Source organism: Methyloversatilis sp. XJ19-49, from assembly GCF_024580145.1.
In the GTDB taxonomy this organism is placed as follows: Bacteria; Pseudomonadota; Gammaproteobacteria; order Burkholderiales; family Rhodocyclaceae; genus Methyloversatilis.
Genome location: NZ_JANINI010000006.1, coordinates 189,364 through 215,443, shown reverse-complemented (window position 1 = coordinate 215,443; position 26,080 = coordinate 189,364). Strand labels below are relative to the sequence as shown.

Sequence of the window (26,080 nt, the reverse complement as noted above, 5' to 3'; positions counted from 1 at the left end):
GAATTTCGCTTTAATTACAGTTTCCCTTCATTGATCTCTCAATAGCGCTCGCGGGCAATGCAGTTCGCTGGCCTGGAGGACAAATGCTCGCTGCTGTGGGAATCGTCGCGCGCCGCTATCGGGGGCTGCTCTTGTGTGCCCTGCTGGCCGCTTTCGGCATGCCGGCGGCACCGGCGGCACCGGCCTCGGCGCCATCGTTGCGCGTCGTCACCGACAGCAACTATCCGCCCTACGTCGTCGTGAATGCGGACGGCCAACCGGAGGGCTATATCGTCGATCTCTGGCGTCTGTGGGAGCGCAAGACCGGCGTCCAGGTCGAATTCAAGGCCATGCAGTGGGCCGAAGCGCAGCGGTCCATGCACAAAGGCCAGGCGGATGTCATCGACCTGATCTTCCGCACGCCAGTACGCGATCAGCTCTACGACTTCTCGCAGCCCTACGCGACCCTGCCGGTGAGCATCTACGTGGACACCTCGATCCACGGCGTGCGGGGGCCCCAGGAACTCGCAGGCTTTACCGTCGGCGTTCAGCGCGGCGATGCCTGCGTGGACAAGCTCGCCAGTCTGGGCATCACCAGCCTGGCGGCCTTTGAGAACTACGAGGCCATCCTGGCCGCCGCTCGGGCCGGGGAAATCAAGATGTTCTGCATGGATGAGGCGCCGGCCAGCTACTACCTCTACCTTCATCGTGACCAGTTGCGATTCTCGCAAGCCTTCAGTCTGTACGAGGGCCAGTTCCACTGGGCGGTGACCAAGGGCGACCAGGCGACCTTTGCGCTCGTCAACCGCGGCATGTCGCTGATCACATCCGAGGAACGCGCTGCCCTGCACAGCAAATGGTTCAGCCAACCCTTCGAATTCCGCCCGTATCTGAGGATGCTGCTGTTCGGCTTGCTGGGAGTGCTGGCCGCGCTGTCGGCGGCGGGGCTGTGGATCTGGCTGCTGCGCCGGTCCGTGCGGGCGCGCACGGCCGAGATCCGGATGGCGAACCGCGCATTGCAGGCAGAGAAGGCCAGGCTGCGGACCATCGTCGACAGCAGCCCGGACGCCATCGCGCTGAAGGACAGCGACGGCGTCTATCTCGATTGCAATGCCGGTGCGCAAACACGGCTGGGCCTGACCCGCGAACAGATCATCGGCAAGACCGATGCACAGATCTTCGATGATCCGGACCTTTGCGCCGCAATCCGCGAAAGGGACCAGCAGGTGATGCGCAGCGGCATGCCGCTCCAGTATGAAGAGACCCTCACCACGCCAGCGGGCGAGGTGCGGGAGTTCGAGGTGGTCAAGGTGCCGATCGCCGACGCGCAGGCGCAGACATCAGGTGTCCTGCTCGTGGTGCGCGACATCACGGAGCGCCGCATCGCCGAGCGCGAACTGCGCGTCGCCTCGGTCGCCTTCCAGAGCCATGACGGCCTGATGATCGTCGGTGCGCAGGACCTGCTGATACAGCGCGTCAATGCCGCCTTCACCCGCATCACGGGTTTCGCGCCGGAAGAGGCGCTCGGGCACGGACCGACAATCCTCCAGTCCGGCCTGCATCCGCCGGGCTTTTATGAAGAGATGTGGAAGGTGCTGGGACAAAACGGGCATTGGCAAGGCGAGGTGGTCAACCGGCATCGCGACGGGCATCTCTACACGGCCCGTCTTTCGATCACTACGGTCAAGGACGCCCAGGGCCGGGCGATCCACTACATCGGCGACCTGCAGGACATCAGCGCCGAGAAGCTCGCCCGCGAGCAGGCCGAGCACTTGAAGCTCTACGACCCGCTGACCGGGTTGCCCAACCGCAGCCTGCTCGAAGACCGCATGCAGTTCGCCCTCGAGGCGAGCGCAGAGCGGGGCGAGTACGGTGCCGTGACGATGCTGGACCTCGACCACTTCAGCAAGATCAATGATTCACTGGGTCATGGCAGTGGGGACCAGTTGCTGGTCGAGATCGCGCAGCGCATCCAGCCGGTCGTCGGGGAAGGCGACACGCTGGCTCGCTTCAGCGGCGACAGCTTCGTGCTCGTGACGGAGAACCTCGGGGCCGACCTGCAGACTGCCGCCAGGCAGGCCCAGGCGCAGGCCGAGACCGCGAGGCGACTCATCGAGGCGCCGGTCACGCTCGATGGACGAAAACTCGTCAGCACCGCCTCCATCGGTACCACCCTCTTCCTTGGGCTGGAAACGGATCGCGACACCTTGCTGCGCCAGGCCGAGCTGGCGATGTACAAGAGCAAGAATGGCGGCCGCAATCTCGTACGCTTCTTCGAAGATGCGATGCAGCAGGAAATGGACCAGCATCGCTGGCTCGAGGATCAACTCCGCGAAGCGCTGGCGCAGAATCAGTTCACGCTGTACTACCAGTTGCAGGTCGACGCGCAGGGCCGACCCACCGGCGCCGAGGCGCTGATGCGCTGGATCCATCCAGTGCGGGGGATTGTCTCGCCCGCCGAGTTCATCCCGCTGGCAGAGGAAACCGGCCTGATCGAGGCCATCGGACATTGGGCGCTTGCCACCGCCTGTGATCGGCTGGCGGCGTGGACGCAGGATGAGGCGCTACGGCACCTGAGCCTCGCCGTGAACGTGAGCCCGCGGCAGTTCAATGCCGAGCGCTTCGTGGATGAGGTCCTGGCGGAAATCCGGCGGTCCGCGGCGCCGATCGAGCGGCTCAAGCTGGAGGTCACGGAGAGCCTGGCCATCGACCGCTTCGACGATTCCATCGGCAAGCTGCAGGCGCTGCGCCGGCTCGGCTGCCCGATCTCGCTGGACGATTTCGGCACCGGCAATTCATCGCTGAACTACCTGACCCGCCTGCCACTGAGCCAGCTGAAGATCGACAAGTCCTTCGTGGACAAGCTGTTGGAAAGCGCGCCCGATGCCCTTGTGGCGCAGACCATCATCGCCATGGGTCATGGCCTCGGCCTCGAGGTGATGGCAGAGGGGGTGGAGACGGCGGCTCAGCACGCCTGTCTGCTGAACATGGGCTGCCGGTCCTTTCAGGGCTACCTGTTCGGCCGCCCGCAGCCGGCGCCCATCTTCGAGCAGGCTGTACGGGACATGCAGCTTCAGCAGGTGCCGGCGTGAGGCTGCACGTCGCGCGCATCGGCCTCCTGCTGGCGCTGGCTGCGCCGGGATGGCTGGGCGCGGCGGGGGTCCCGACCACGCTGGTCATCGCGACCGTGAACAACGGACACATGCTGACTCTGCAGACACTGAGCCGCGAGTTCGAGAAGGCGCATCCGGACATTCGAATCCGCTGGGTCACGCTGCCCGAAGCTGAATTGAGAAAGGCGGTCAGCAGCGATCTCCAGACCCGGGCGCGACAGTTCGACGTCGTGACCATCGGCATGTACGAAGTGCCTGTGTTTGCAAAGCAGGGCTGGATCCTTCCGTTGCGGCCGCCGTCCGGTTACGACGTCGAGGACCTGATCCGCAACACCCGGGAGGGGCTCTCCCATCGCGGCGAACTTTACGCCGCGCCCTTCTATGGCGAGAGCTCGATGCTCTATTACCGCAAGGACTTGTTCGCCAAGGCCGGCCTGAAGATCCCCGTCCAGCCGACCTGGTCCGACGTGGCCACTTTCGCAGCGCGCCTCGACGACCCGGAGCACCAGGTCCACGGTATCTGCCTGCGCGGCCGTCCTGGCTGGGGCGGAAACATGACCCTGGTTGCGACCATGGCGAATGCCTTCGGCGGCCAGTGGTTCGACATGCAGTGGCGACCGCAATTGCAGAGCCCGGCCTGGCAAAAGGCCGTCTCGCTGTATGTCGACCTGCTGCGGCGCTACGGGCCCGCCGATGCCGTCGAGCGTGGCTACAACGGGAACCTGGAACTGTTCAATGCCGGGCGCTGTGCCATCTGGATCGATGCCACCGTTGCGGCCGGATTCGTTGCGGACCGCCAGCTCAATCCGCGCGCGGCGGACGTCGGCTTTGCCCCTGCGCCGGTGGCCATCACGAGAAAGGGCTCCCACTGGCTCTGGGCATGGGCGTTGGCTGTACCGGCCGGCGGCGATGAGCGACACACACTTGCGGCCCGGACCTTCGTAGCCTGGGCGACATCACGCGAATACATCCGCCTGGTTGCCGCGACGCGCGGCTGGGGACTGGTGCCGACCGGCACGCGCAAATCCACCTATGCCGAACCGGACTTCCAGCGTGCAGCGCCCTGGGCGAGCCACGAACTGAAGGCCATCCGCAGCGCGGATCCGCGTGATGCCACGGTAGCCCCGAGCCCTTACCTGGGCGTGCAGTTTGCTGCCATCGAAGAGTTCGCGCCCATCGGAGATGCCGTCGGCCAGGCCGTTGCCGACGCCGTCAGTGGGCGCATCAGCGTCGACGCGGCTTTGGCGCGAAGTCAATCCATCGCGCAAAGGTATATGGCATTGCGGAACTCGGTCCTGCCGTAAGTTGATCGAGAATCAGCGGGGATCGAGCGCCGGGCGAACACACACATTCAACAGAAGAGGGGCGGATCTGCAGGGCGCCATCACGCAGCCCTCCCGTAAGGAGTGAGTGATCCGCGCCTGATCTTTCCGACCCCTTGAAACTTGAGAAGACCGAGGCATCCGGAGCCCCGGCGACCAATGGTGTGCCTGGATTCTCCGGCCCTCGGTCCGGCCTGAGCGTTGTTTTCGGGGCGGGTGAGGTGCCTCGGAGCATCCGGCGAGACTTCAGGTGATCGAAGAAGGCCCGAGCAGGTCATCGGCGTCCGGGGGAAGGTCCGCAGAAGGACGTCACCGCTTTTGCAGGACACCGGCGCCACATGTAAAAAGCCGGCTCGCGCGTTGTAGCGGGAACCGGCTTGCATGCGTGGTGGCCTGGGGCGGAATCGAACCACCGACACGCGGATTTTCAATCCGTTTGGCGGACTACGACGATTGACTACGCAAGGTTAATCGAAACTTTCCATAAACCCGGCAAGGTCGCCGTCGACGTTTCGAGCCTGAGCGCGATGTGCGCCGGGCTGCAGATGCGCGTAGCGGCGAACCATGATTCGCGTTTTCCAGCCGCCGAGATCCTGCACGACATCGAGCGACGTGCCGGCTAGTACGTGCCAGGTCGCCCACGTGTGCCGCAAATCGTGCCAACGAAGATGCGCCAGGCCGGCACGACGCTTTGCCTTGTACCAGGCAGAGTTTGACGCGCGGGCCATCGCCCTGCCCTTGTACGTGAAGACGTAGCGCGGGTGTTTGCCGAGCTGGTGACGAAGCACTTCAAGTGCAGAGTCATTCAGCGCCGGCGCGAAGGGATCGCCGCTCTTCATGTCATCCCCATCGAACAACAGAATTCCGCGGCGAATGAGGACCTGGTCCCACGTCAGGCGGATGACGTTCGACATTCTCAGTCCGGTCGCCAGCGAAAACACGAACGGCGCCTTGAGGTGCTCGGGCAGCTCGGCAAACAATGCCTTCGCCTGTTCCTGCTGAAGCCATGTAGTGCGCCCCCGCGGTTCAGGTCGAAGCCTGACCGGTGGCGGCTTCTCGATCCAGTCCCAATCAAAGGCGGCACGCCGAAGGATGGCGCGGACGAGTGCGAGGTATCGATTCACCGTGCTGACGCCGGAGCCTTCGGCGCGCCGGGCTGCTGCGAGTGTGCGTATCACGTCGGCGGTCACCGCCCTGAGCGGCAGGGCGTCGAGGTGCTGGCCGATCCATTGGAGCTTTCTTGCGTCCTCGTGCGCAGTCTTCTTGTGCTCGGTTTCTTGTTGCCAACGTTCGGCGGCGTCTTTCCATGTATGCATCCGGTCTTGATCGGACGGACCGCTTATGACTTGATCATCCATACGGATGATGAGCGGATAGAAGGTCAAAATCCCGGCCGTGCTGCGCACCGCCGAAGTCAAAGGCGACGACGTGTGCGCGCACACCTCGTCCAGCTCGAGGCCGGACCCGGGCCGTTGGCCCGCTTGGTGTTTGCGGGCGTTGCCCGGAGCCGGCTGCGCCGGGTTTCGGTTGCCCTCCGCTTGACCGCATGCACTGCCGTCCCATCCGCTGATTTCCTCGCACATCGCTACCAAGGTTTGAAAGCAGGCAAGAACTCGCGCCAGCGATGAAGCCGCTGGCACGCCTTCTTGCGTGCTTTTTTGGTGGTGGACGCTTCGCGTGCGTTCGCGACCCTTTCGGGCGAGGAACTCAGCGGATGGGACGGCAGGAGGCTCCGCAGCCTGTCTATCGGAAGACACCCGAAACGTACGCGGGGCTCCGAATCTAGCGGCTAGGTCGGCTTACAAACGAAAGGACAAAGACATGCGTTACACCCTCACTGTGAATTATAGCGGCACGGATGAAGGCCACAGCGACGCCTTCGAGAACCTGGGCGAGGCGATGGATCGTCTGACGGTAGAACTGCGTTCGCCGGATACGCGGTGCCACACGCAGGTCCTGCTTGTGCGCGACGGCGAAGGTCTGCCGACGATGACGCTTTGGGCCGCCACCGTGCCTTCGATGGCGTCGCAGGTCGAACAGACGATGGAGGCCTGAGCCATGACGACGACTACCGAGAAGAAAGCAGCGCCGGTCAAGGCGGTGAAGACGGCGCCTGCGAAGGCGAAGCGGCCGGAACTGGCGAGCGTGGCCAGCGTAGTGTTGGTGCCGCTCGATGACCTGATCGAGGTATCGAACATCCGCGAGGCGATGGACGAAGAAGGGATCGCGGAGCTTGCGCGCGACATCGAGGCGCGCGGGCTGTTGCAGCCGATCATCGTGACGCCGGCCAAGGGGAACAAGTACCAGATCGTCGCGGGGCACCGGCGCACGGCTGCAGTGCGGCGTACCGCCGCAACCGCTGTGCCGGCCGTGGTGATCAAGCTCAACGGTGCGGAGACGACAGCGGCGCAGCTGGCGGAGAACGTCCAGCGCGAGAACCTTTCGACGCTGGACGAGGGGCGCGCGCTGCTGGCGTTGAAGAAGGAAGGCATGAACCTGGCGCAGCTGGCGGAGCTCGTGAACAAGTCGCGCTCCTGGGTGTGCAAGCGGATCGCGTGCGTCGAGGGGTTGCCGTGGCCGATCGAGGAGCTCATCCGCGAGGGCGTGACAGAAGATCCGGAAATCATTCTGGCGCTGAAGGAACTGACGGCGCTGGACTGGTGGGCGACGCGCCAGGCGATCGAGCGGCTCAAGGCCGGAGAGGAAAACCGGGACTCGCTGCGCGAGCTGGTGAGGAAAGCGAAGGAACCGAAAGCTGACCTGGTTGCGCAGATGGACGATGCGGATGGTGATGGCGACGGGGACGCTGCGGGGCAGCAGCGGCAGACGGATGCGGATGCGTCACCGGAGGCGCAGGCAGCGCGGGCGGCTGAACGTGATGCGATGGAGCGGGAGCAGCGGCGACGGAGCAGGATCAACCGACAGTGTGCGACCTGGCAGCTGCTGAGCCTGGCGACGCTGGACGAAGAGCCGACGGATGAGCAGTTCGAGATCTATGCAGAGCTCGAACCGGAGTCGCGGGCTTACTGGTGCGAAGTGATCAATGACGCCCTGGGCGGTGATCTGTTCGAGAAGATGATGGAGCGGGCGGCCGTCGCGGCGCTGGAGGAAGAACCGGATGTGCTGCCGGTGATGCTATGGGTGGCGATGCAGCCGAAGCCGTTGCCGGAACGGGAGGAGGAGGTGTTGAAGGGGTTCTTGAAGGGTTTCAGGAAGGTTTGCGTTTCGCATGCGAAACGGGATTAACGTCGGAGTTGACCGGCACGTACCGGCAAGGCGCCGCAAGACGTATGCTTCCGCGCATGGCTTGCGGCGCCTTGCCGGTACGTGTCCGCGTCGAACGACCTGTTAGGCCTCATATGGCAGTGATCATGTCGTGGATGACGTCGCGATCCGTGTAGCCCGAGATGATGCTCCAGCCGGCGAAAATGGACCACATGAACTGGGACAGCGGCTTCAGTTGATCCTCGCGGTCTGACCAGTGACGACTCCGCTGAAGTACTTCGGTCAGGTTGCGCAGGAGCCGGAAGGCCTCCTCGTCGGACACGTCGACAGAGGTAAGCACGAAGTCGACCTCGCCTCGAAAAGAATCCAACTCTCGGACAATCGATCGAACGTATTCGTCAGTTAGCCCATTCAGTACCTGGTGCCAGCGATCTTGATCGGGTGCGACCGATGCGTTGAAAAAGTCCCTGAATTCCTTCTGGTTCTTAAGACTGTCGATCAGCGTTGACTCCGCCGGCTGGCTGCAGGCCCAAAGGAAGTGCATCAAACACTGCTCTTTGAGATCGTCATATCTCCGAAGAAGATGCGCCTTCAGGCGTCCCTTCTTCTGCCACTCCGGGAGGCGCACCACGAGCAGGTAAACAAAGAGACTGACGATGATGCCGACGGTGATGTCGAATGTGACCTGATTCCCGGTCGGGAACGGCTTCAGAAGAGCTTCAATCGGTGTGCCCTTGATGAAGTCAGGTCGAGGGTCAGAGCTTGACTTGAGCATGAGGAGCGCGCTCGCCGCAAACAGGGCCCACAGCAGCAGGTCAAGCGCATTTCGGCGGATGAAAGCCAACATACGTCCGGTGAGGCCTAACGCCCGCGGTAAGCCGCGCCGGAGTGCGAAGCACGGAGGGCACCCACAAGCGCAGCTTGTGGGCGTCGGCTTGACCAAACAGTTAGGCTGGTGACAGGTGCGCGGTATGGCGAATTCATAGGCTGAACCTTTGAATGAGCTTATCGCATGCAGCGAAGATCGCTGAGCCATGCAGCGCAATGACTTCTTTCATTTCAGCCTCGGACTTGACGAGCCATTCGTTCGAGCAATAGGCCAAAGCTGACTGAGATGGAAGATGATCGGTTTCAGAGTCAACGGCAACGAATGGCATGAAGTCTTCGTCGCTGCCAGATGCGCTGGCTTGAAAGCGTAGGGCGGCAAGTTTTCGAACGCCTTCCAAAAACGGAATGGCCCCGGATCTCAGGGATCTCGCCGTGTGGCAAATTGCTTCTCGACCAGCGAGAACATGCTGTTCGTTGAGCGGATTGAACGCCTCGTTCATGAGAAGCCTAACTTTGTTTTCTACCGCAGTTTTGATGGATAACTCCTGAGGGTGCTGGATAACTCCGCACACTGACTCAGAAGTTTATGCATTTACATCAATGGCTTGGTGCACTCCACGATGGCCTGATCGGTCATTAAATCGCCGACAAAAGCAGCAGTTCGCAGAAAGCATACTTGGCGCTCCCCGTTACGTCTATTGCGTAGCGCGATCGAGTAAGCGTGGGTATATCTTTAGTGTTATGCCGCGATGGCCGTGGCAAGTTCGGTCGAACGCGCGAGGTGCTGTGCAGCGAGGATGAGGACGATGGCCAGCAGGTGGCCGGCGTAGAAGGCGAGCGACCACGGCGCGCGCGTTGTGCGGCGTGGCGCGCTGGATCTCGCGTACTGCGAGGCAGCGATGATGGCCGCGATCGCGGCTGCGATGAGCGCGTTGGCGATCGGCATGCCGGGGTTGAGCATGAAGAAGGCGACGAGTGCCGCAGCTGGCCAGGCTGCGGTGCTGTCAGGCTTTGGGTTCAGGAACCGGTGCAGCGCATACAGCCAGGCAATGCCGGCAAGACCGAAGGAGGACGGCGACTGGATCAGGGCGACGGCCGCGATGACGGTGAGCGAACTTGCGATCGCGGCGGGTGTGGGGTTCTTGGCCTGTTCGACCAGGTAGGCGACGGCGGCGAAGCTGAACAGGATGTTGCCGGCCCACCATGGGCTGAAGCCGGTGTTCTGGAAGGCCAAGGCGTAGATCGGCTGTGTCAGTGCGCCGGCGATCGCCAGGCGCCTGGCGGTCTGCAGTGCCTTGACTGGATTGAGCGTGAGTGCGAAGGCCAGACCGAACAGCGGAAAGGCGAGCCGGCCGACCAGGTAGGCCAGCACAGAGGCGCGATCGAACAGGCAGGTGTTGATGTGATCGCCCAGCATGCAGGCGCAGGCGATGGCTTTGAGCACGTCGATCTGCAGCGGGTGACGCGGCAGCAGGGTTGCCCGCAGCGCGTCGGTGATGGCTGCACTCTTTACCTGGGCGTGCTCGACCAGATTGATCAGGGCGCGCGCCATGGTGAGTTCGCCGGCACACGCGGCTGATAGGGCTGCTGTGTGGGCTGCGATGTCGTCTGCGGTGTCGTCGAGCTCGGTGCGGTGCTGAGCCCTTCTCGCGGTGCCGGTGCGCCGATGACCAGGTCCGTCGGCGTGGCGGTGCTTGCGCTGGCCAGCAACGGGGCGTTTCTGTTCGCTTCGTGTCTGCGCTCGCGCTGCTCGGGTGTTCTCGCGTCCCAGGCGAGGAAGAAGCCGTCCTGCACGATCTTGTCGCACAGGGTCTGTTCTACAGCGAGGCGTGTGCCTTGCTGGCTGTAGCAGCGGCACTCATTGCGCAGGGTGAGACACGCGGCCGGGTACGGTGCCTGTGTCGGTCGGGTGACTTCGTCGTACACCGGGGCGGTGTAGGCCAGCCCCTGGATGCGCGGCTGCTGATCCTGCAGGTACTGCGCGGTCGTGAGCTTGCCTTCTCGGGTGCGGCCGGCTGAACTGGTGGAAGGTGCGCCCGTACCGGCGTGCTGTGCCGTGGGCTGGGTGCCACCGATCGGCACGCCTTGCGTGCGATCGTAGAACCAGCTCACGGTGAAGCCGATCAGTGCGATCGCGAGGGGTGGAAGCGCGAACAACGCGTAGTAGCGCAGCGGGCGCTTGGTCTTGTGCGTGTGGACTTCCGCCGACTTGTAATAGTCAAAGATTTCCTTCGGGTATTTGAAGTTGTGCTCGATGCCGGTGGATCGCGCGGCGACCGGGTTCTCCTTCACCGACTCGAACTCGAAGACGCGGGCCTTCTGCTGGCCGAAGGCTCTGACCGAGTGGTAGTGCTTGCCGACCAGGCGGCGGACGTTGCTGTCGACGAGCATCGGGTGTTGCGTGATGAACACGAGATCGATGCCGAGGTGTCGATGCGTCTCAAGCTTCGCGACGTGCTCGGGCACGGCCGAGCCGTTGCCGCGCGGGCGGAACACGCGCTGGCACTCGTCGATGACGATGATGCTATTGGCCGGGCACTCGTACCACTTGGTCGGATCTTCGAGCTCGATCCACGGAAGCTTCAGATCCGAGATCCCGGAGTAATAGACCGGCCGACCTTCGGCCTCTGACTTCTGCTTGATGCGCCAGATGGAGTAAAGCGTCTTGCCTGCACCCGGCAGGCCGGTCTGCAGGTCGATCATTTAACAACCCAACGTTTTACGGCCCCCTGCACGGCGGTCATGGCGAGCTTGGTGGCCAGGGCTGCGAACAGGATCTGGACGGCGTCGCCGATCTTGAGCAGGCCCACAAACCCGATGATGTCCGAGGGCAGCCCGCTCAACTGGTCGAAGTAGCGCGTGCGGAACTGTTCGAGCAGCGGGTCCAGGGCGGTGTAAGTCACCAGTCCGAGGCCGAGTGCGAGAAGCACCCGGCCGACGAGGGAAGACACGAGGGTGAGCAGTACGCCGCCGATTGAGCTTGCGGCAATGACGGGGATCAAGGGAAGTGCCATGGCGAGCTCCTCAAGCGGTCGGATTGCGCAGCACGATCAGTGCGGCGGACAGGTAGGCGAAGGCCTGGATGAAGAAGCCGAGGTAGCCTGCGAACTCGCACGGCTTCTCGAACGAGATTTCGAAGCTGTAGCCCCCGGGCACCGCGATCGAGCGCGGCGAGGGGCAGGCACCGGCGATCGGTGAGACCTGCAGGCTTTCGTTGAATTTCGATTGGGCGCTGATCGCAGCTGCGCTCTTCTCGGACTGGATGTAGTTAGCACCGGTGTCGGTGCCCGCTGCAGCGCTATCCGCCAGATCGGTCAGGGCGTTCGGTGCGGTGGATTCGCAGTTGCGTTGATGCACCTCGCGGGCGAGTGCGCACTGCACGGCGTCGCCCTCACACGTGAAGGCACCGCAGGCACCGCCCCATTTGCCTTCCTTGCAGAAGGCGGACGTCGGGTTGTCCTTGCAGAACGACTCCTGCGGCTCTTTCTTCTCCTGCGTAGTCTTGTCGGTCGTGGTGCCGTTCGGACCGGTGGTCGTGGTCGTGGTGCTGGTCGTGCTGGTGACGGTGCCGGAGCCGTCGTGCTTGGCGACGGTGTCGGTCGTCTTGGTCTGTGTCGTCTCGTTGGGCGGTGTGCCGGTCGTGGTGGTTTCGGTCTTACGATCGAAGGTCTTGACGGGCTTCGTTTCCGACGCGGCTGCACCACACGGCACGCACACATAGACGCCATTGACCTCGCCCGGGCACTCGCCAGCCTTGCAGCGGGGCGGGTCGTCTTCGGGGGTGACTGTGACGGGCGGCGGGTCGCCGGGTTCGTCGTAGGAGGGCTCATTGCCTGAGCCGCCCCCCTGGGGGGAGCCGTCGCAGAAGTCGCCGGTATGCACCAGCCCATTCACGCCGTACCAGGTGCCGGTCGACGACGGGATCTGGAAGCCTCCGCCTACGGTGAGCGAGCACCCCGCGCGGCAGATGCTCGGCGGATGGACGGTGTAGGGACTGGTGTAGTCAGAGCCCCCGGCAGCGCCGGCAGCAGGACACGGCGGCTGGCACTGGTTCGTGATGCTGTTTCTGACCTGGCCAGGCGCGCAATCGGCAACGCCACAAGAATTCGTCGTCGCGTTGTACTCCTGGCCGGCCGGGCACGTTGGCGTGCCGGAGCACATGTTGTTCGCGACGATGTTTCCGCCGTATCGACATGCATAAACGAAGTTGATGTTGGAGTCGTTACCGGGCGGCCCGGAGAAGCCGCCGTAGCAGACCGTGTCCGTATTGGAGTAGTACTGACCGCCAGGTGAGGTGACGACGCAGTTCGTTTGACCGTTCCAGAACGCCTGACACGCTTGCGTCGGACTCCAGGCGTTCGGCACGCATGACTGGGCCGATGCGTAGTAACGTTTCTGAGCCGGATAGTCGGCCATCGCGGGTACTGCGAACACCGCGACAATGAGGCCGATCAGGAAGGCTGCAGCGCTGCGGAGGAGCCTGCGCGCGCTCAGTAGTTGAAGATGATCCATGCGGCCCCCAGCAAAGCGATCATGACGTATGCGCCCATGATTTGAATCCCCCAGGTGAATGCCGGGACCGACCGCAGCCCCCCGGGTTACTACGCTTGAAACGGTTGATGCGAGCTGATCAGCTCGCGCGCCTTACATCGCGCGACGGATCCACTTGTAGACCATGATGCCGACCAGGATCAGCAGCACGGCGGCACCGATCGCGGCGATCGGAGCACTGGCACCGGCGATGGCCGTGGTGACGGCGGACACATCGATGCCACCACCACCGGCGTGCGACGGAGCGGACACCAGAGCCAGCGGAGCGGCCGAAACGAGGACACCCGCAACCTTACGCAGACGATTCATCATTTGTACTTCCTTTCAAGAACAGGGTTTGAATTGCGGCACGGCAGCCAAAGGCGACAGCCCATACCGTGATGATTGCGACCGCAATGGCCGCACCAGCTTCCGAGCTCAGGGCGAAGGGGTTACCCATCGCTTCCGAGCCCGAGAGCACCACCATCCCGCATTCACTGAGGTTTGCGGGCTGAGGGTTCTGTACGACGAGGGCACCGCCCTCGCCGGTTGTGACGCACAACATGTTTGATCCTTTCTGCTGCGGGTAGTCCGGCAGCGATCCGAAGGCATTGGAGCCACCTTTGATGAACGCGACGTGCGCCCCGGTATAGGGCGCTGTTGGCGCGATGTTCTCGTCGAAATACACGTCCCCCGCGAACGAGCCGTTGTCCGAATCCACGCACACGAAAGAGAAGGAGCCGCCATCGTTGTAGTTGTACGTCACGCACTGGCCGGTTTCGACGTTGAGCCAGCCGATGAAGCCGATCGCTTCGCTCACCGTGTCGACATAACTCTGATGACAACCGGTGTTGAAGAACTGTCCGCCGACGTCCTCTCCGAGGTCGTTCTCCTGCGGCACATAGACCGAGGTCTGATAGCAGCTCACGATGCTCTTTCGACTCTGAGCCAGCGCGGGTACAAGCGACCGGACTGCACGCCCAGGGTGACGGACATCACTGCGGTGTCGTCCTTCTTGAGTCCGTCACCGGCAGGCGCTTCACCGAAGGTGCCGTCGGGCAGTTCGACGATCGCGATCCGCATGCCGTTGTTCGCGCGCTTGAGCGAACGAACGGTGCAGTGCGTGAAGAGGTTCATTGGATCCTCCGCAGTTGCAGGCGCGCTTCGACACGGCCGTTCTTGACCTGGACGCGGCCGTACAGTCCGACGGTGTCGGACTTGGTGACGTCGGCATCACACGGCACGTCGCCGAAGCGGCCGTTCTCCAGCTGGATGTGTGCCAAGTGAAATGCGCCCTTGATCTGACTCACGGAGATCACGGACACTGCGCGGGACAGGAGCTGCTCGCCGGTCAGCGTGGCCGGAGCGGGCACCAGGTGCGGGTGAGACATCATCGAAATCCCTTTCGGCGGGGCTTGCCCGCGTTATGGTTTAACTACTTGTTGAACGACGGATTAACGAACTACAAACTTCGGGACGTACACGATCTCGGTTCGACGAACTTCCACCTTATGGGTGTATTCGCACAACTCCGACTCGACCAACTGGTGCGTTTGCGCGAAGAAGTGAAGCCTTTGAAACATGTGTCGACGAGCGGATTCCATGTCATCAAAGTGCGCTTCTTCGAGAAAATTCCCAGTGATCGAATCGAATGTGTAAACATTCCATTGGGGTGTCCAGACTTCGAACCGCAGTGCGATAAACAGACGACGATTCATTACACGAACTACTTTTTCCATTTCCTATCCTTTCAGCGGGAAAGCCCCGCCGGAAGGAATTTCAGGGCCGCTCATGCGGCCTCTTTTTTTATTCGTCGGGTCGCTTGCGGATCAGGTAACTGACCTGGAAGTGAGGGCGGAGAAGGCGCGGATGTACGGTGTGGCCACGCGCTTTTGATCGATCAATCGATTCCTGCGATATGCCCTCAGGCAACCAGCGAACGCCGCGCGAGGGATGCCGAAGCTGGAGAAGTCCGCCGCCGATTTCGGGCAGGCCTGCGCGGCCGATGATGTTGCAGAGCTCTAGGAAGCCGCGGTCCAGCTTGAACAGCATCGTGCTCGGCAGTCGGATCAAGGCTTTGACGAGATCCACCAGCATCATCCAGACGATCGTTCTGAACGAAATATGCTCGTAGCCTTCAGGCATGGGCTCGCCTGGCGGCAACTCTTCGTGCTCATCGAGCACACGCGCTTTGATGACGTACCTTCCAAGCTTCATTGGTTACCTCCCTTGAAGTCACATGGAGCGTTTCGCATGCGAAACGCGGGTTAGCCCTTCTGCGATGAAGCGGCGGACTGCTGGGCGGCCTTGTCCTGGCCTAGCATCTTGATCGGCTTCACCGATATGACCTCTTTCTTGACGTCCTTGCCAGCGGAATATTCCCGGATCTGGATTTCGGCGAGATAGGCGTCCGCCTGCTTGAGCGAGATGGCATTTTTGCTGCCGGGCATCTTGAGGATTTCCACGCCGAGGCCCCACGCCATCGGCGCGGGGTCATCGGCACGCTGCAGCGGGACAGTCAGGAACAGTTCGGTGTAATCGAATTGCGTGCCGTCGATGTTGAACATGCGACCACGGGCACCGAGCAGCACCCGGCGTTCGGTTCGGACTTGTTCGGCTTCGGCCATATCAAACAGAATCGACATCATCATTTCCTTTGCGGCCTGTTGTGTCGGTGCCCGATGCGGCCAGATCGGCGACGAGGTGATGAGGAACATCGAGGCCACGGCGCACCATCTGCCGGTGGACTTCGTCCTGGGTGACTTCGGCGACCAGGTCGTCGACGAAGCCAGCGCCATGGATGGCGAGTGCAACCGCCAGTGCGGCACCGGCTGAACGGCGAACGTATCGACGCATGGCGTCGAAGCCTTGCTTCACGGCGTGGCGTACCGTGGCAATGCGGGCTTGTTCGGTGTTCAGGAATTCGAGCGCGGGGTAGGCGGCGGCGAGGTAGGCGCCGGGGCGGGTGAGGACGTCGAACGGAATCACCCGATCTTCGGCTTTCAGTTCGAGCTCGATCCGTGTCCAGGGCGAGTTCGGGTCGCCCAACTGGCGGCCCTTCTCATAGACGCGCAGGTACTTGCCGGAGAGGCGACGGCCGATGCCGACTGTTCGGCCCCTGCCGTCAGGCTTGGCCCAGTTGCCGAACTGCGCCATCGCAGGCGACTGCGGTGCCTGGGGGAGCTTGAAGAGGTTGTTCGACCAGTCGTCGAAGGCGCGGTCGACGCTGTAGTGGCCGGCGTGATCGTCGTGCGTCAGATCGACGCGGGTGATCTTGGGAAGCTTCAAATCACCGGAGGCGAGGAAGTCGTACATGTCGGCTTCCCAACCGGGCTTCGCGTGCATGCAGCCTTCGCCGGTGAGCTCGAACAGGACGGTGCCACGCTGGCCACCGATGGCGATGAAGCCGAAGCGGCCGTCCTCGCCCAAGCTCCATGAGTGTTGATAGAACTTGTGGCCGTTCTTGCGCTTCTCGAAGATGCCGAAGCCGACGATCTGTTCGAGGCGTTCAGCCAGTGCGAAGGCGAAGTCCTGATCGACGACGGGGACGAGGCACTTCCATCCGTTCTCCGGATGGATGGCGACATCGGGGAAGGTGACGGTCAGCCAATCGATGAAGGCTTTGCCGTCACCACGGGCCGAGGTTTCAAGAAGAACGGATTCTTCTCCCCGATGGTTCAGCACGTAGCGTTCGCCGTTGCGATTGCGCGGCCAATGGGATTCAGTAGTTCGGAACATATCGGTTCCTCGCGTGACGGGATCGGGTCTTGGTGGATGTCCCTCCCCTGTTAGTCAGGGGGGGCGCGGCCGCAGCCGCCGTGCCCTGCGGTCCCGGCTTGCTGCGCCCGCGCTCGAAACTGCTGATTGAGCCGCAGTCGATGCAGATGCCGGACAGGTCCGGGCGGACTTCACGACGGCCGGTGGACAAGCAGGCTTCCCGCCACAGGAAGCCGCAGTCGTAACAGCGCATGAAGATCCACAGGAAAACGGTAACGATCATTTGAGCCCCCGGCCGCGACGTTGGGCGGCGAGGATGGCGTCCGCAGTGATGCCGGCGCGCCTGGCGCGGTCGAGCTCTTTCTTGCGGTGACGCTCTTTGGAGCGGCGAATGGACGGCGGCATCGGCGCCGCCAACTGGCGCTCGAGGTCTTCGATGACGGTGAGGAAGCCGGGGTGGGTCACGTCGAGAGCTCCGCGAGCTTCGACTTAAGGCGAGTGACACGGCGCACCAGATCGGCTTCCAACTGCTGGAAACGAGCCAATTCAGAATGACCGCAGATCGCCAGTTCGGCGCGCACATCGGCGAGTTCGCAGCCCAGCTTTTCTAGTTGGATGCGGTCAAGCGTTGCGGTGGAGGAATTCGCGGCTGTCATGTTCATATGCGTTAAGCACTCTGAACACAAAACTAGTTTCGCGGTCGCAACTTGTCAAGGGGTCTTAATCTCCCTAGATTCAAGCAAAGGAGATCTCAATGCGCACAGTCGAATACTTGGATGAGGCGAAGAAGAAGCTCGGAGTCGAGAGCGATTACGCACTTGCAAAGGCTCTGAAGTGGTCTCGGCCGAAGATGAGCCAGTACCGGAACAACGTGCACAGCATGGACCCTTACCATGCGGCACAACTCGCTGTTTTATTGGGGAAAAATCCGCTTGAACTGATCGCCGTGAGTAGCGCCGAACGGGCTAAGAGCGACGACGAAAAACAGTTCTGGGACAGCCTGAGGCAGGCGCTGGAAACAGAAACGGCCCGCCAAGGCGAGCCGTCAAATAAGTGGTGGCCTGGGGCGGAATCGAACCACCGACACGCGGATTTTCAATCCGCTGCTCTACCAACTGAGCTACCAGGCCACGCGAGGCCGCGATGGTAATGCGTCGAGCAGGCAGTGTCAAAGAGTTTGGCGCATTCAGGCGGCGGGGCGGGCCTGCAGTTCGAGCACGAGGCTGATCTTGGCGATGATGAGCAGCAGTTCGGCGAGCAGCAGCCAGAACAGTGCGACCGCCGGCAGGTGGCGGTCGGGCACGAAGGCGGGGGTGATGCGGCGGGTGATGGCGAGGATGCGCGCGCCGACCAGGTTGAAGGCGTTGTAGATGAGGTTGTGCTGGCGCTGGCTGCCGGCGAGCAGCCACAGCGCACCCTGGGCGATGAAGGTGAGCAGCAGCAGCTCGTTGAGCCCCTTCAGGACGACGACGACGCGCAGGGCGAGTTCGAGCGTATCGGCGCCGGCGCTCATGCCGGGCGTCCGGCACCTGCGGGGGCGGCGTGCCAGCTCGGTGCGTCGTCGTCGCGCGGCGCTTCCGCTTCAGGCATGACGCGCGGGAAGGACACGCGCACCAGCAGGCCGGACTCGCTGCGCGCGTCGAGCAGTTCGACGTCGGCGCGGTGCAGTTCGGCGATTTCGCGCACGATGGGCAGGCCGAGGCCGGAGCCTTCGACCTGTGTGCCGAGCACGCGGTAGAAGCGCTCGAATACGCGCTGGCGGTCTTCGGCCGGCACGCCGGGGCCGGAATCCTCGACTTCGAACAGCGCGCGGATGTCGGCGCGCAGACGCACGGTGACCATGCCGCCGATCGGCGTGTACTTGATGGCGTTGTCGATCAGGTTCTTGAACATTTCGTTCAGCAGCACCGGATTGCCGTCGACATGCAGCGGCACGTGGGCGCGCTCGAAGCCGATGTCGATGCGGCGCAGTCGGGCGGCAGGCACCCAGTCGGCCACCAGCCGCTCCACCAGACCGTTCAGTTCCAGCCGCTCGACCACATGCACCTTTTCGGTACTGGATTCGGCGCGCGCCAGCGCGAGCAGCTGGTTGATCAGGTGGGCCGAGCTGGTGGCGCTGACGAAGATCTGCTCCATGCAGGCGCGGATCTGCGCCGGGTCGTTTTCCAGCAGCGCCAGTTCGGCCTGGCTCTTGAGGCCGGTCAGCGGAGTGCGCATCTGGTGCGCGGCGTCGGCGATGAAGCGTCGCTGCGCCGCCAGATTCAGTTCGAGCCGCAGCATCATGTCGTTGAGCGCACTGATCAGCGGCCGCAGTTCTTCGGGCGCGCGCCGGACTTCGATCGGCGACAGGTCGGTCGGGCGGCGCTTTTCGATCGTGCGCTGCAGCCGGTTCAGGGGGCGCAGACCGCGCGCCAGACCGAAATACACCAGCACCACGGCGATCGGAATGATGACGAACTGCGGCAGCAGCACGCCGGACAGGATGCGCGAGGTCAGCGCCTCGCGCTTGTTCAGCGTTTCGGCGACCTGCACCGTCACGTAGGAATCCGGAATGGTGGTGACCGGCTGGAACATGTAGGCGATGCGCACGTCTTCGTTGTTCACGCGGCCTTCGCGGAAGTACAGCTCGCCGGCTTTCCACTGCAGGTCCTGCGGCACGTCGGGAATTTCGGCGTCGCCCGCCAGCAGGCGGCCGCTGCCGTCGAGCACCTGGTAGTAGATGATGTCTTCGCCGTCGATGTGGAACAGGTCGCGCATCTGCGGCGGCTTGACCAGCGCGGCGCCGACCGGCGTCGAGCGCACCTGGCGGCTCAGTTCATAGACGCTGTCGCCGAGCGCCTTGTCGTAAGGCGCGTGGGCGATGTCGTCGGCCACGTTGTGGATGATGGCGATGCTGATCGGCCACACGAACATCAGCGGCGCGAGCATCCAGTCGAGGATTTCGCCGAACAGCGAGTTGTGTTCGCCGGCCGCCCTCTCGTCGGCCTTGTTGCGGCGCTGCCTCAGCTTTTCACGCGACGGCATCCGGACGTTCCAGGCAGTAGCCGAGGCCGCGCAACGTCACGATGCGCAGGCCGCTGTGTTCGATCTTCTTGCGCAGCCGATGGATGTACACCTCGATGGCGTTGTTGCTGACCTCTTCGCCCCAGCCGCACAGGTGATCGACGAGCTGTTCCTTGTTCACCAGCCGGCCGGCGCGCAGCAGCAGCACCTCAAGCAGCGCCGTTTCGCGCGCCGACAGCTCGATGGCCTGCCCGTTGACGCTGGCGACGTGGTCGGCCTGATCGTAGGCCAGCGGGCCGACCTCGATGCGCGTCGGCATGCCGGTACCGCGCCGGGTCAGCGCGCGCACGCGCGCTTCGAGTTCGGGCAGCGCGAACGGCTTGCACATGTAGTCGTCGGCGCCGGCGTCGAGTCCGCGCACGCGGTCATCGATGCCGTCCTGCGCCGTGAGGATCAGGATGGGCACGGTGCACTTGCGCGCACGCATGCGCTTGATCACCTCGATGCCGGACAGGCGCGGCAGGCCGAGATCGATGATGGCGAGGTCGAAGCCCTGACCGTGCAGCACGGCGTCGGCTTCACTGCCACTGGCCACGCTGTCCACCGCATAGCCGGCGCGCTTGAGCGCCCGCACCACGGCGTCGGAAATGACCGGATCGTCTTCTGCAAGCAGTATGTGCATGTCGCTTGCGGCCTCGCGGCCGCCTCCTCGATGAGCGCGTGACTGCATTCGTCATTCAAGTGTAAGGCAGATGTAAGCCCACCTGAATATTCTGCAGTTCTCCGTCTTTTGGTCTTCGGGGGCGCAGCCGGCACGCCGGCACCCGCTCCGGAGGGTGCCCCATTTCCCTGCACGGGGCATCCTCCGCCACCTTTTCTTTCCTGCATCCTTCGATCCGCTTTTCCTGCGGCTTTTGTTTCCGTTTTCCTGCGACGCGTGCCGTCGTTCCCGTGAAGGTGTGCCCGGCCCGGCCGGTCATCCGGACCGATGTTGCAGTTCGCACACCTGCCGCACAGTGATTGTTAACGAAAAAACCCGCTCGCGCGGGTTTTTTCGGATCGGGTGACCGGGTGCAGCCACCTTGCGGTGGCCGCGTCGGACATTACATGTCCATGCCCATGCCGCCCATGCCGCCCATACCGCCCGGCATGCCGCCGCCAGCCGGCTTTTCTTCGGCCAGCTCGGCCACCATGCAGTCGGTGGTGAGCATCAGCGAAGCAACCGATGCGGCGTTCTGCAGCGCGGTACGCGTGACCTTGGTCGGGTCCAGCACGCCCATCTCGACCATATCGCCGTACTCGCCGGTGGCTGCGTTGTAGCCGTAGTTGCCCTTGCCTTCCTTCACGTTGTTCACCACGACGCTCGGCTCTTCACCGGCGTTGGCGACGATCTGGCGCAGCGGCTCTTCGACGGCACGCATGATCAGCTTGATACCTGCGTCCTGATCGGCGTTGGCGCCCTTCAGGTTGCCCAGGTTCTGCAGTGCGCGCACCAGCGCGACACCGCCGCCGGCCACGATGCCTTCTTCGACGGCAGCACGCGTGGCGTGCAGCGCATCTTCGACGCGGGCCTTCTTTTCCTTCATTTCGAACTCGGTCGCGGCACCGACCTTGATCAGCGCAACACCGCCGGCCAGCTTGGCCTTGCGTTCCTGCAGCTTTTCACGGTCGTAGTCGGAGGTGGCGGCTTCGACCTGCGTGTTGATGTTGGCAACACGGGCCTTGATCGCGTCTTCGGTACCGGCGCCGTCGATGATGGTCGTTTCTTCCTTGCCCACTTCGATGCGCTTGGCCTGGCCCAGATCGGCCAGCGTGGCCTTTTCCAGCGTGAGGCCGACTTCTTCGGCGATCACCGTGCCGCCGGTCAGGATGGCGATGTCTTCCAGCATGGCCTTGCGACGGTCGCCGAAGCCCGGAGCCTTGACGGCGACGGTCTTCAGGATGCCGCGGATGTTGTTCACCACGAGGGTGGCCAGCGCTTCGCCTTCGATGTCTTCGGCGATGATCAGCAGCGGACGACCGGCCTTGGCAACCTGTTCCAGCACCGGCAGCAGATCGCGGATGTTGCTGATCTTCTTGTCGTGCAGCAGGACCAGCGGGCTTTCCAGCACGGCGATCTGGCGGTCCGGGTTGTTGATGAAGTACGGAGACAGGTAGCCGCGGTCGAACTGCATGCCTTCGACCACTTCCAGCTCGTCGTTCAGGCTCTTGCCGTCTTCGACGGTGATGACGCCTTCCTTGCCGACCTTGTCCATCGCTTCAGCGATGCGCTCGCCGACCGACGTATCGGAATTGGCCGAGATCGAGCCGACCTGGGCGATTTCCTTGGTCGTCGAGCAGGGCTTCGAAATCTTCTTCAGCTCGTCGATGATGCCGGCGACGGCCTTGTCGATGCCGCGCTTCAGGTCCATCGGGTTCATGCCGGCAGCCACGTACTTCATGCCTTCGCGAACGATGGCCTGGGCCAGCACGGTGGCGGTCGTGGTGCCGTCACCGGCGACGTCGGAGGTCTTGGAAGCGACTTCCTTGACCATCTGGGCGCCCATGTTCTCGAACTTGTCCTTCAGTTCGATTTCCTTGGCGACCGACACACCGTCCTTGGTCACGGTCGGGGCGCCGAACGAACGCTCGAGCACGACATTGCGACCCTTCGGGCCCAGCGTCACCTTGACGGCATTGGCCAGGATATTGACACCGGTCACCATCCGCTCACGGGCGGAATCACCAAAACGTACTTCTTTTGCAGCCATGTTCAACTCCTTGAAAGTTTGAAAGATTCAGGTTGCAGGAAGCGCTCAGGCCTCGACCACGCCCATGATGTCTTCTTCGCGCATGACCAGCAGTTCCTCGCCATCGACCTTGACGGTCTGGCCCGAGTACTTGCCGAACAACACGCGGTCGCCTGCCTTGACTGCCAGCGGGCGGATCTTGCCGTCTTCGAGAATCTTGCCTGCGCCGACGGCGATGATTTCGCCCTGATCCGGCTTCTCTGCAGCGGCATCGGGAATCACGATGCCCGAGGCGGTCTTGCGCTCTTCTTCCAGACGCTTGACCAGCACACGGTCGTGCAACGGACGGATTTTCATGCAATGACTCCTTGAAAAATAAATCGCGACAAGGTCGCGAGATGGTCGATATCCGGGCGGCGCGCCTTGCGCACCGCTTTGTTAGCACTCACTGCTAACGAGTGCTAATGATAGGGGCTGGGTGTTGCAATTTCAAGTCCTGATCGCGAACGGCGCCGCAGAGCGCTTGTGGTAGCGCCGCTTTTTGGGGCACTGCTTGTTTGGGCACTTGCCTGTTTGGGCACTTGCCTGTTTGGGCACTTGCCTGTTTGGGCACTTGCCTGTTTGGGCACTTGCCTGTGGGAGCGGCGGCCTCGCCGCGATACGCACTCTGCAATGAGGCCATCGCTGCACTTATCGCGGCGAGGCCGCCGCTCCCACAGGCCGCCGCTCCGTCGTGCGCGTATATATATGCGGCGACGCCATCCATCCCGTCCGGTCGCCGCCCTTCGACACCTGTGCCGACACCGGCGCCGAACCCGTGAAGGGCGTTGCGCAGGAAGCACAATTTGATGTCTTCAAGCCTTGAACGATGTGCACAAGCCCGCACAGCTTGGCATCATGTCAATTGGCCCCCTATCTTTTGCCCGCCCCGAATCCGATGCCCGCCCTTGACAGCCTGCATACGCGCCTGCCGCTCACTGCGCGCATGCTGCTGTCGATGGCCTTTGTCGCGCTGGCCACGATGCTGCGTTTCGTACTGCTGCCGGTCGACGCAGGGCTGGTGTATCTGACGTTCTACTGGGGCGTCGTCGTCGCCTTCTACCTGTGCGGCCCGGGGCCGGGCGTGCTGAATGTGGTGCTCAGCGGAATCGCCGGCGTCTATTTCTTCTCGCAGCCCTACTCAAGTCTCGATCTCACACCGAACGGCGTCGTGTCGCTGCTGGTGTTTTCGGTGACCAGTGCGCTGATCGGCCTGGTCGTGGTCAAGCTGCAGTCGGCGAGTGCGGCGACCCGCAGGACGCTGGACGCGCTTGCGCTGAACGAAGGCCGTTATCAGGCCATCGTCGAGGACCAGACAGACTTCATCTGCCGCTTCAGGGCGGACGGTCAGGTGGTCTATGTCAATGACGCCTACTGCCGCTACTTCGGCGCGTCATCGGACGACATCTTGCGCGGCAAATGGCACCCGCGTGTGGTTCCCGAAGACCTGCCGCACATCGAACGCGAACTGGCCCGCCTGTCGCCGGACAACCCGGTGGTGGTCATCGAAAACCGGGTATTCGTCGCCGACGGCAGCGTGCATTGGGCGCAGTTCGCCAACCACGCCTTTTTCGATGACGACGGCGCGCGGCTGGAGGTGCAGAGCGTGGGGCGCGACATCACAGAACGCAAACGCCTCGAAGCCCGGCTCGCCGAGTCATTGAACGAATTGCGCGACCTGTACGAATACGCGCCGTGTGCCTATTACTCATTGTCGGGCGACGGCACCATCCTGCGCATGAACGACACCGGGCTGAACTGGCTCGGCCGCACACGCGACGACGTCATCGGCAAACTGAAGCTGCCCGACGTGCTGACCCCGGAAGGCAAGGCGGTTTTCGCCGAAACGTTCCAGAAGTTCAAGACCGAGGGCTCGGTCAGCAATCTGGATTTCGACATCGTCAGCCTCGGCGGCGATCTGCGCCGTGTCAGCGTCAGTGCCACTGCCGTAACCGGATCCGACGGACAATTCCTGATGAGCCGGTCGGTCATGTTCGACATCACCGAACTGAGCGAGGCGCGACAGGCACTGCGCCAGCTGGCGCGCGAGCAGGATGCGATGCTCGACAACGATCTGGTCGGCATCGTGAAGCTGCGCGACCGGCGCATCATCTGGGCCAACCGGGCGACGCACCGCATCTTCGGCTATGCGACCGGTGAGCTGACCGGCCGGAATACGCGACAGCTGTATGCCGACGACGAGGCTTTCGATGTGCTCGGTCATCAGGTGTATTCCAAGGCGGGCACGGGCGACGTATTCCGCCTGCAGTTCGAATTGGTGCGCAAGGACGGCGGGCGCATCTGGATCGATGCCAGCGGGACCCGCATGTCGGCCAACCATGACGAGTGGCTGTGGATCTTCGCCGACATCACGCGGCTGCGGAAATCGCAGGAAAACTCTGAATACCTTTCGCTGCACGACGACCTGACCAGCCTGCCCAATCGCCGGCTGCTGAACGACCGCCTGGTACAGGCCATCAGCCAGGCGCGGCGCACGCGTCGGCCGTTGATCCTGTGCTACCTCGATCTGGATGGCTTCAAACCGGTCAATGACCGTTGGGGGCACGCAGCAGGCGACCGCCTGCTGCAGCAGGTCGCCAAGCGGCTGCTGGGCTGCGTGCGCACGAACGATACGGTTTGCCGACTGGGCGGCGACGAATTCGTGCTCATGCTGACCGACATGGATGATGTGGATGAATATGAAGCGGTGATCGGACGCGTGTTGACAGAGCTTGCCCGCCCCTTTTCGATCGATGCGGACCAGCACGCCATGGTCACTGCAAGCATCGGCATCGCCACATTCCCGGACGACGCGGACGAGGCCGAACCGCTGCTTCAGCGTGCCGACGAGGCGATGTATCAGGCCAAGGCCCGCGGTCGCAACTGTACCCAGCGCTATCAGCCGATGGGCCAGGCGCTGTTCCCGACACCGGACCGTCGGGGCTGAACAGGGATCCGCGCCGGGCAGACCGACGTTTGCCGGAAAATGCGGGCGCATCGTGTCGATCCGGCGAGGCCTGCTTCGTCGTCAGGGTGCAGCGCCCGCTTTCGGGGCGCCCGACACCTGCCCAGGAGAACCCGACCATGTCCCACGTCAAGCCCATCCCCGACGGCATGCACACCGTCACCCCGCATCTGGTCTGCGCCGACGCTGCCGCGGCCATCGCTTTCTACCGGTCCGCTTTCGGCGCAGAGGAACGGATGCGCCTCGCCGCGCCGCAGGGCAACATCATCCATGCCACGATCCGCATCGGCGATTCAACGGTCATGCTGGTCGATGCCTTTGCCGGCTGCGGCCTGTTCGACCCGACGCACCTGGGGGGCTCGCCGGTCACGCTGCACCTGCAGGTCGCCGACGTGGACGCCGTCGTCGCCCGCGCAGTGGCGGCCGGTGCAACCGTCACCATGCCGGTCGACGATGCGTTCTGGGGCGACCGTTACGGCAAGCTGAAAGACCCGTTCGGGCACGAGTGGTCGGTCGCCACCCACCTGAGCGACGTCAGCCCGGACGAACTGCAGGCCGCAGTGCGGGCGATGTGCAGCAACGATGCGGGCAACCCGGGCGGCCAGTGAGATCGCACCGGGGAACCGTATC

At 63.2% G+C, this 26,080-nt stretch carries 27 protein-coding genes and 1 tRNA gene; 6 read left to right on the top strand and 22 right to left on the bottom strand.

What is annotated here, in order from left to right; genetic code table 11:
* The first annotated feature begins 83 nt into the window (after positions 1–83).
* Both NMQ16_RS09560 and NMQ16_RS09555 read left to right on the top strand, forming a co-directional pair.
* Complete coding sequence (locus NMQ16_RS09560) at positions 84–3,071, top strand: EAL domain-containing protein (protein ID WP_257080336.1); 2,988 nt, start codon at positions 84–86, stop codon at positions 3,069–3,071.
* Positions 3,068–4,396 carry a sugar ABC transporter substrate-binding protein gene (locus NMQ16_RS09555; protein ID WP_257080335.1) on the top strand — a complete coding sequence of 443 codons (1,329 nt, stop codon included), beginning with the start codon at positions 3,068–3,070 and terminating at the stop codon, positions 4,394–4,396. Before NMQ16_RS09560 ends, NMQ16_RS09555 begins: the two co-directional genes overlap by 4 nt.
* Before the next feature lie 485 nt (positions 4,397–4,881).
* On the opposite strand, the gene NMQ16_RS09550 is transcribed toward NMQ16_RS09555, so the two are convergent.
* Positions 4,882–5,997: a site-specific integrase gene (locus tag NMQ16_RS09550; protein ID WP_257080334.1), complete on the bottom strand. Its 1,116-nt coding sequence runs from the start codon at positions 5,995–5,997 to the stop codon at positions 4,882–4,884.
* Between the two features lie 238 nt (positions 5,998–6,235).
* On the opposite strand from NMQ16_RS09550, the gene NMQ16_RS09545 reads away from it, so the two are divergent.
* Entirely contained in the window at positions 6,236–6,469 is a 234-nt protein-coding gene (locus NMQ16_RS09545; RefSeq protein ID WP_257080333.1) for a hypothetical protein, read from the top strand.
* Positions 6,470–6,472: 3 nt separating this feature from the next.
* Positions 6,473–7,660, top strand: a complete 1,188-nt coding sequence (locus NMQ16_RS09540; protein WP_257080332.1) for a ParB/RepB/Spo0J family partition protein — start codon at positions 6,473–6,475, stop codon at positions 7,658–7,660.
* Between the two features lie 109 nt (positions 7,661–7,769).
* Here NMQ16_RS09540 and NMQ16_RS09535 read toward each other — a convergent pair whose 3' ends face one another.
* The 21 genes from NMQ16_RS09535 to groES form a co-directional block, all read right to left on the bottom strand.
* The gene (locus NMQ16_RS09535; RefSeq protein ID WP_257080331.1) at positions 7,770–8,483 is read right to left on the bottom strand and encodes a hypothetical protein; all 714 of its coding nucleotides are present in this window, start codon (positions 8,481–8,483) and stop codon (positions 7,770–7,772) included.
* Between the two features lie 136 nt (positions 8,484–8,619).
* Positions 8,620–8,967 carry a hypothetical protein gene (locus NMQ16_RS09530; protein ID WP_257080330.1) on the bottom strand — a complete coding sequence of 116 codons (348 nt, stop codon included), beginning with the start codon at positions 8,965–8,967 and terminating at the stop codon, positions 8,620–8,622.
* A 239-nt stretch (positions 8,968–9,206) separates the two neighbouring features.
* Entirely contained in the window at positions 9,207–10,019 is an 813-nt protein-coding gene (locus NMQ16_RS09525) for a conjugal transfer protein TraX (RefSeq protein ID WP_257080329.1), read from the bottom strand.
* Positions 10,004–11,170 (bottom strand): zonular occludens toxin domain-containing protein, encoded by a 1,167-nt coding sequence (locus NMQ16_RS09520; protein WP_257080328.1) that lies wholly within the window; start codon positions 11,168–11,170, stop codon positions 10,004–10,006. The genes NMQ16_RS09525 and NMQ16_RS09520 overlap by 16 nt, the downstream gene beginning before the upstream one ends.
* Positions 11,167–11,481, bottom strand: coding sequence for a DUF2523 domain-containing protein (locus NMQ16_RS09515; protein WP_257080327.1), 315 nt, complete (start codon positions 11,479–11,481; stop codon positions 11,167–11,169). Before NMQ16_RS09515 ends, NMQ16_RS09520 begins: the two co-directional genes overlap by 4 nt.
* Positions 11,482–11,491: 10 nt before the next feature.
* Positions 11,492–12,979: a virulence factor TspB C-terminal domain-related protein gene (locus NMQ16_RS09510; RefSeq protein ID WP_257080326.1), complete on the bottom strand. Its 1,488-nt coding sequence runs from the start codon at positions 12,977–12,979 to the stop codon at positions 11,492–11,494.
* Between the two features lie 132 nt (positions 12,980–13,111).
* Complete coding sequence (locus NMQ16_RS09505; protein ID WP_257080325.1) at positions 13,112–13,327, bottom strand: major capsid protein; 216 nt, start codon at positions 13,325–13,327, stop codon at positions 13,112–13,114.
* The gene (locus tag NMQ16_RS09500; RefSeq protein WP_257080324.1) at positions 13,311–13,925 is read right to left on the bottom strand and encodes a hypothetical protein; all 615 of its coding nucleotides are present in this window, start codon (positions 13,923–13,925) and stop codon (positions 13,311–13,313) included. The genes NMQ16_RS09505 and NMQ16_RS09500 overlap by 17 nt, the downstream gene beginning before the upstream one ends.
* Entirely contained in the window at positions 13,922–14,134 is a 213-nt protein-coding gene (locus tag NMQ16_RS09495; protein ID WP_257080323.1) for a hypothetical protein, read from the bottom strand. Before NMQ16_RS09495 ends, NMQ16_RS09500 begins: the two co-directional genes overlap by 4 nt.
* On the bottom strand, positions 14,131–14,391 hold the full coding sequence (locus NMQ16_RS09490) for a hypothetical protein (protein ID WP_257080322.1): 261 nt from the start codon (positions 14,389–14,391) through the stop codon (positions 14,131–14,133). Before NMQ16_RS09490 ends, NMQ16_RS09495 begins: the two co-directional genes overlap by 4 nt.
* Positions 14,392–14,803: 412 nt before the next feature.
* A complete protein-coding gene (locus tag NMQ16_RS09485; RefSeq protein WP_257080321.1) occupies positions 14,804–15,214 on the bottom strand; it encodes a hypothetical protein in 411 nt (136 codons plus the stop codon).
* A gap of 50 nt (positions 15,215–15,264) precedes the next feature.
* A complete protein-coding gene (locus tag NMQ16_RS09480; RefSeq protein WP_257080320.1) occupies positions 15,265–15,642 on the bottom strand; it encodes a hypothetical protein in 378 nt (125 codons plus the stop codon).
* Positions 15,626–16,735, bottom strand: coding sequence for a replication initiation factor domain-containing protein (locus NMQ16_RS09475; protein WP_257080319.1), 1,110 nt, complete (start codon positions 16,733–16,735; stop codon positions 15,626–15,628). Before NMQ16_RS09475 ends, NMQ16_RS09480 begins: the two co-directional genes overlap by 17 nt.
* Positions 16,736–16,993: 258 nt before the next feature.
* Positions 16,994–17,179 carry a hypothetical protein gene (locus tag NMQ16_RS09470; RefSeq protein WP_257080318.1) on the bottom strand — a complete coding sequence of 62 codons (186 nt, stop codon included), beginning with the start codon at positions 17,177–17,179 and terminating at the stop codon, positions 16,994–16,996.
* Entirely contained in the window at positions 17,176–17,370 is a 195-nt protein-coding gene (locus NMQ16_RS09465; protein ID WP_257080317.1) for a hypothetical protein, read from the bottom strand. Before NMQ16_RS09465 ends, NMQ16_RS09470 begins: the two co-directional genes overlap by 4 nt.
* A 398-nt stretch (positions 17,371–17,768) precedes the next feature.
* Positions 17,769–17,844, bottom strand: a tRNA-Phe gene (locus tag NMQ16_RS09460).
* Between the two features lie 56 nt (positions 17,845–17,900).
* A complete protein-coding gene (locus NMQ16_RS09455) occupies positions 17,901–18,227 on the bottom strand; it encodes a hypothetical protein (protein ID WP_257080316.1) in 327 nt (108 codons plus the stop codon).
* Positions 18,224–19,738, bottom strand: a complete 1,515-nt coding sequence (locus NMQ16_RS09450) for a sensor histidine kinase N-terminal domain-containing protein (protein ID WP_257080315.1) — start codon at positions 19,736–19,738, stop codon at positions 18,224–18,226. The genes NMQ16_RS09455 and NMQ16_RS09450 overlap by 4 nt, the downstream gene beginning before the upstream one ends.
* Positions 19,725–20,399: a response regulator transcription factor gene (locus NMQ16_RS09445; protein WP_257080314.1), complete on the bottom strand. Its 675-nt coding sequence runs from the start codon at positions 20,397–20,399 to the stop codon at positions 19,725–19,727. Before NMQ16_RS09445 ends, NMQ16_RS09450 begins: the two co-directional genes overlap by 14 nt.
* A 421-nt stretch (positions 20,400–20,820) precedes the next feature.
* The gene (gene groL / locus NMQ16_RS09440) at positions 20,821–22,467 is read right to left on the bottom strand and encodes a chaperonin GroEL (protein WP_257080313.1); all 1,647 of its coding nucleotides are present in this window, start codon (positions 22,465–22,467) and stop codon (positions 20,821–20,823) included.
* A gap of 45 nt (positions 22,468–22,512) precedes the next feature.
* The gene (groES, locus tag NMQ16_RS09435; protein ID WP_069038271.1) at positions 22,513–22,803 is read right to left on the bottom strand and encodes a co-chaperone GroES; all 291 of its coding nucleotides are present in this window, start codon (positions 22,801–22,803) and stop codon (positions 22,513–22,515) included.
* A 580-nt stretch (positions 22,804–23,383) separates the two neighbouring features.
* Here groES and NMQ16_RS09430 point away from each other — a divergent pair.
* A complete protein-coding gene (locus NMQ16_RS09430) occupies positions 23,384–25,432 on the top strand; it encodes a diguanylate cyclase domain-containing protein (RefSeq protein WP_257080312.1) in 2,049 nt (682 codons plus the stop codon).
* 137 nt (positions 25,433–25,569) lie between these two features.
* Positions 25,570–26,058: a VOC family protein gene (locus NMQ16_RS09425; protein WP_257080311.1), complete on the top strand. Its 489-nt coding sequence runs from the start codon at positions 25,570–25,572 to the stop codon at positions 26,056–26,058.
* Positions 26,059–26,080 lie beyond the last annotated feature (22 nt).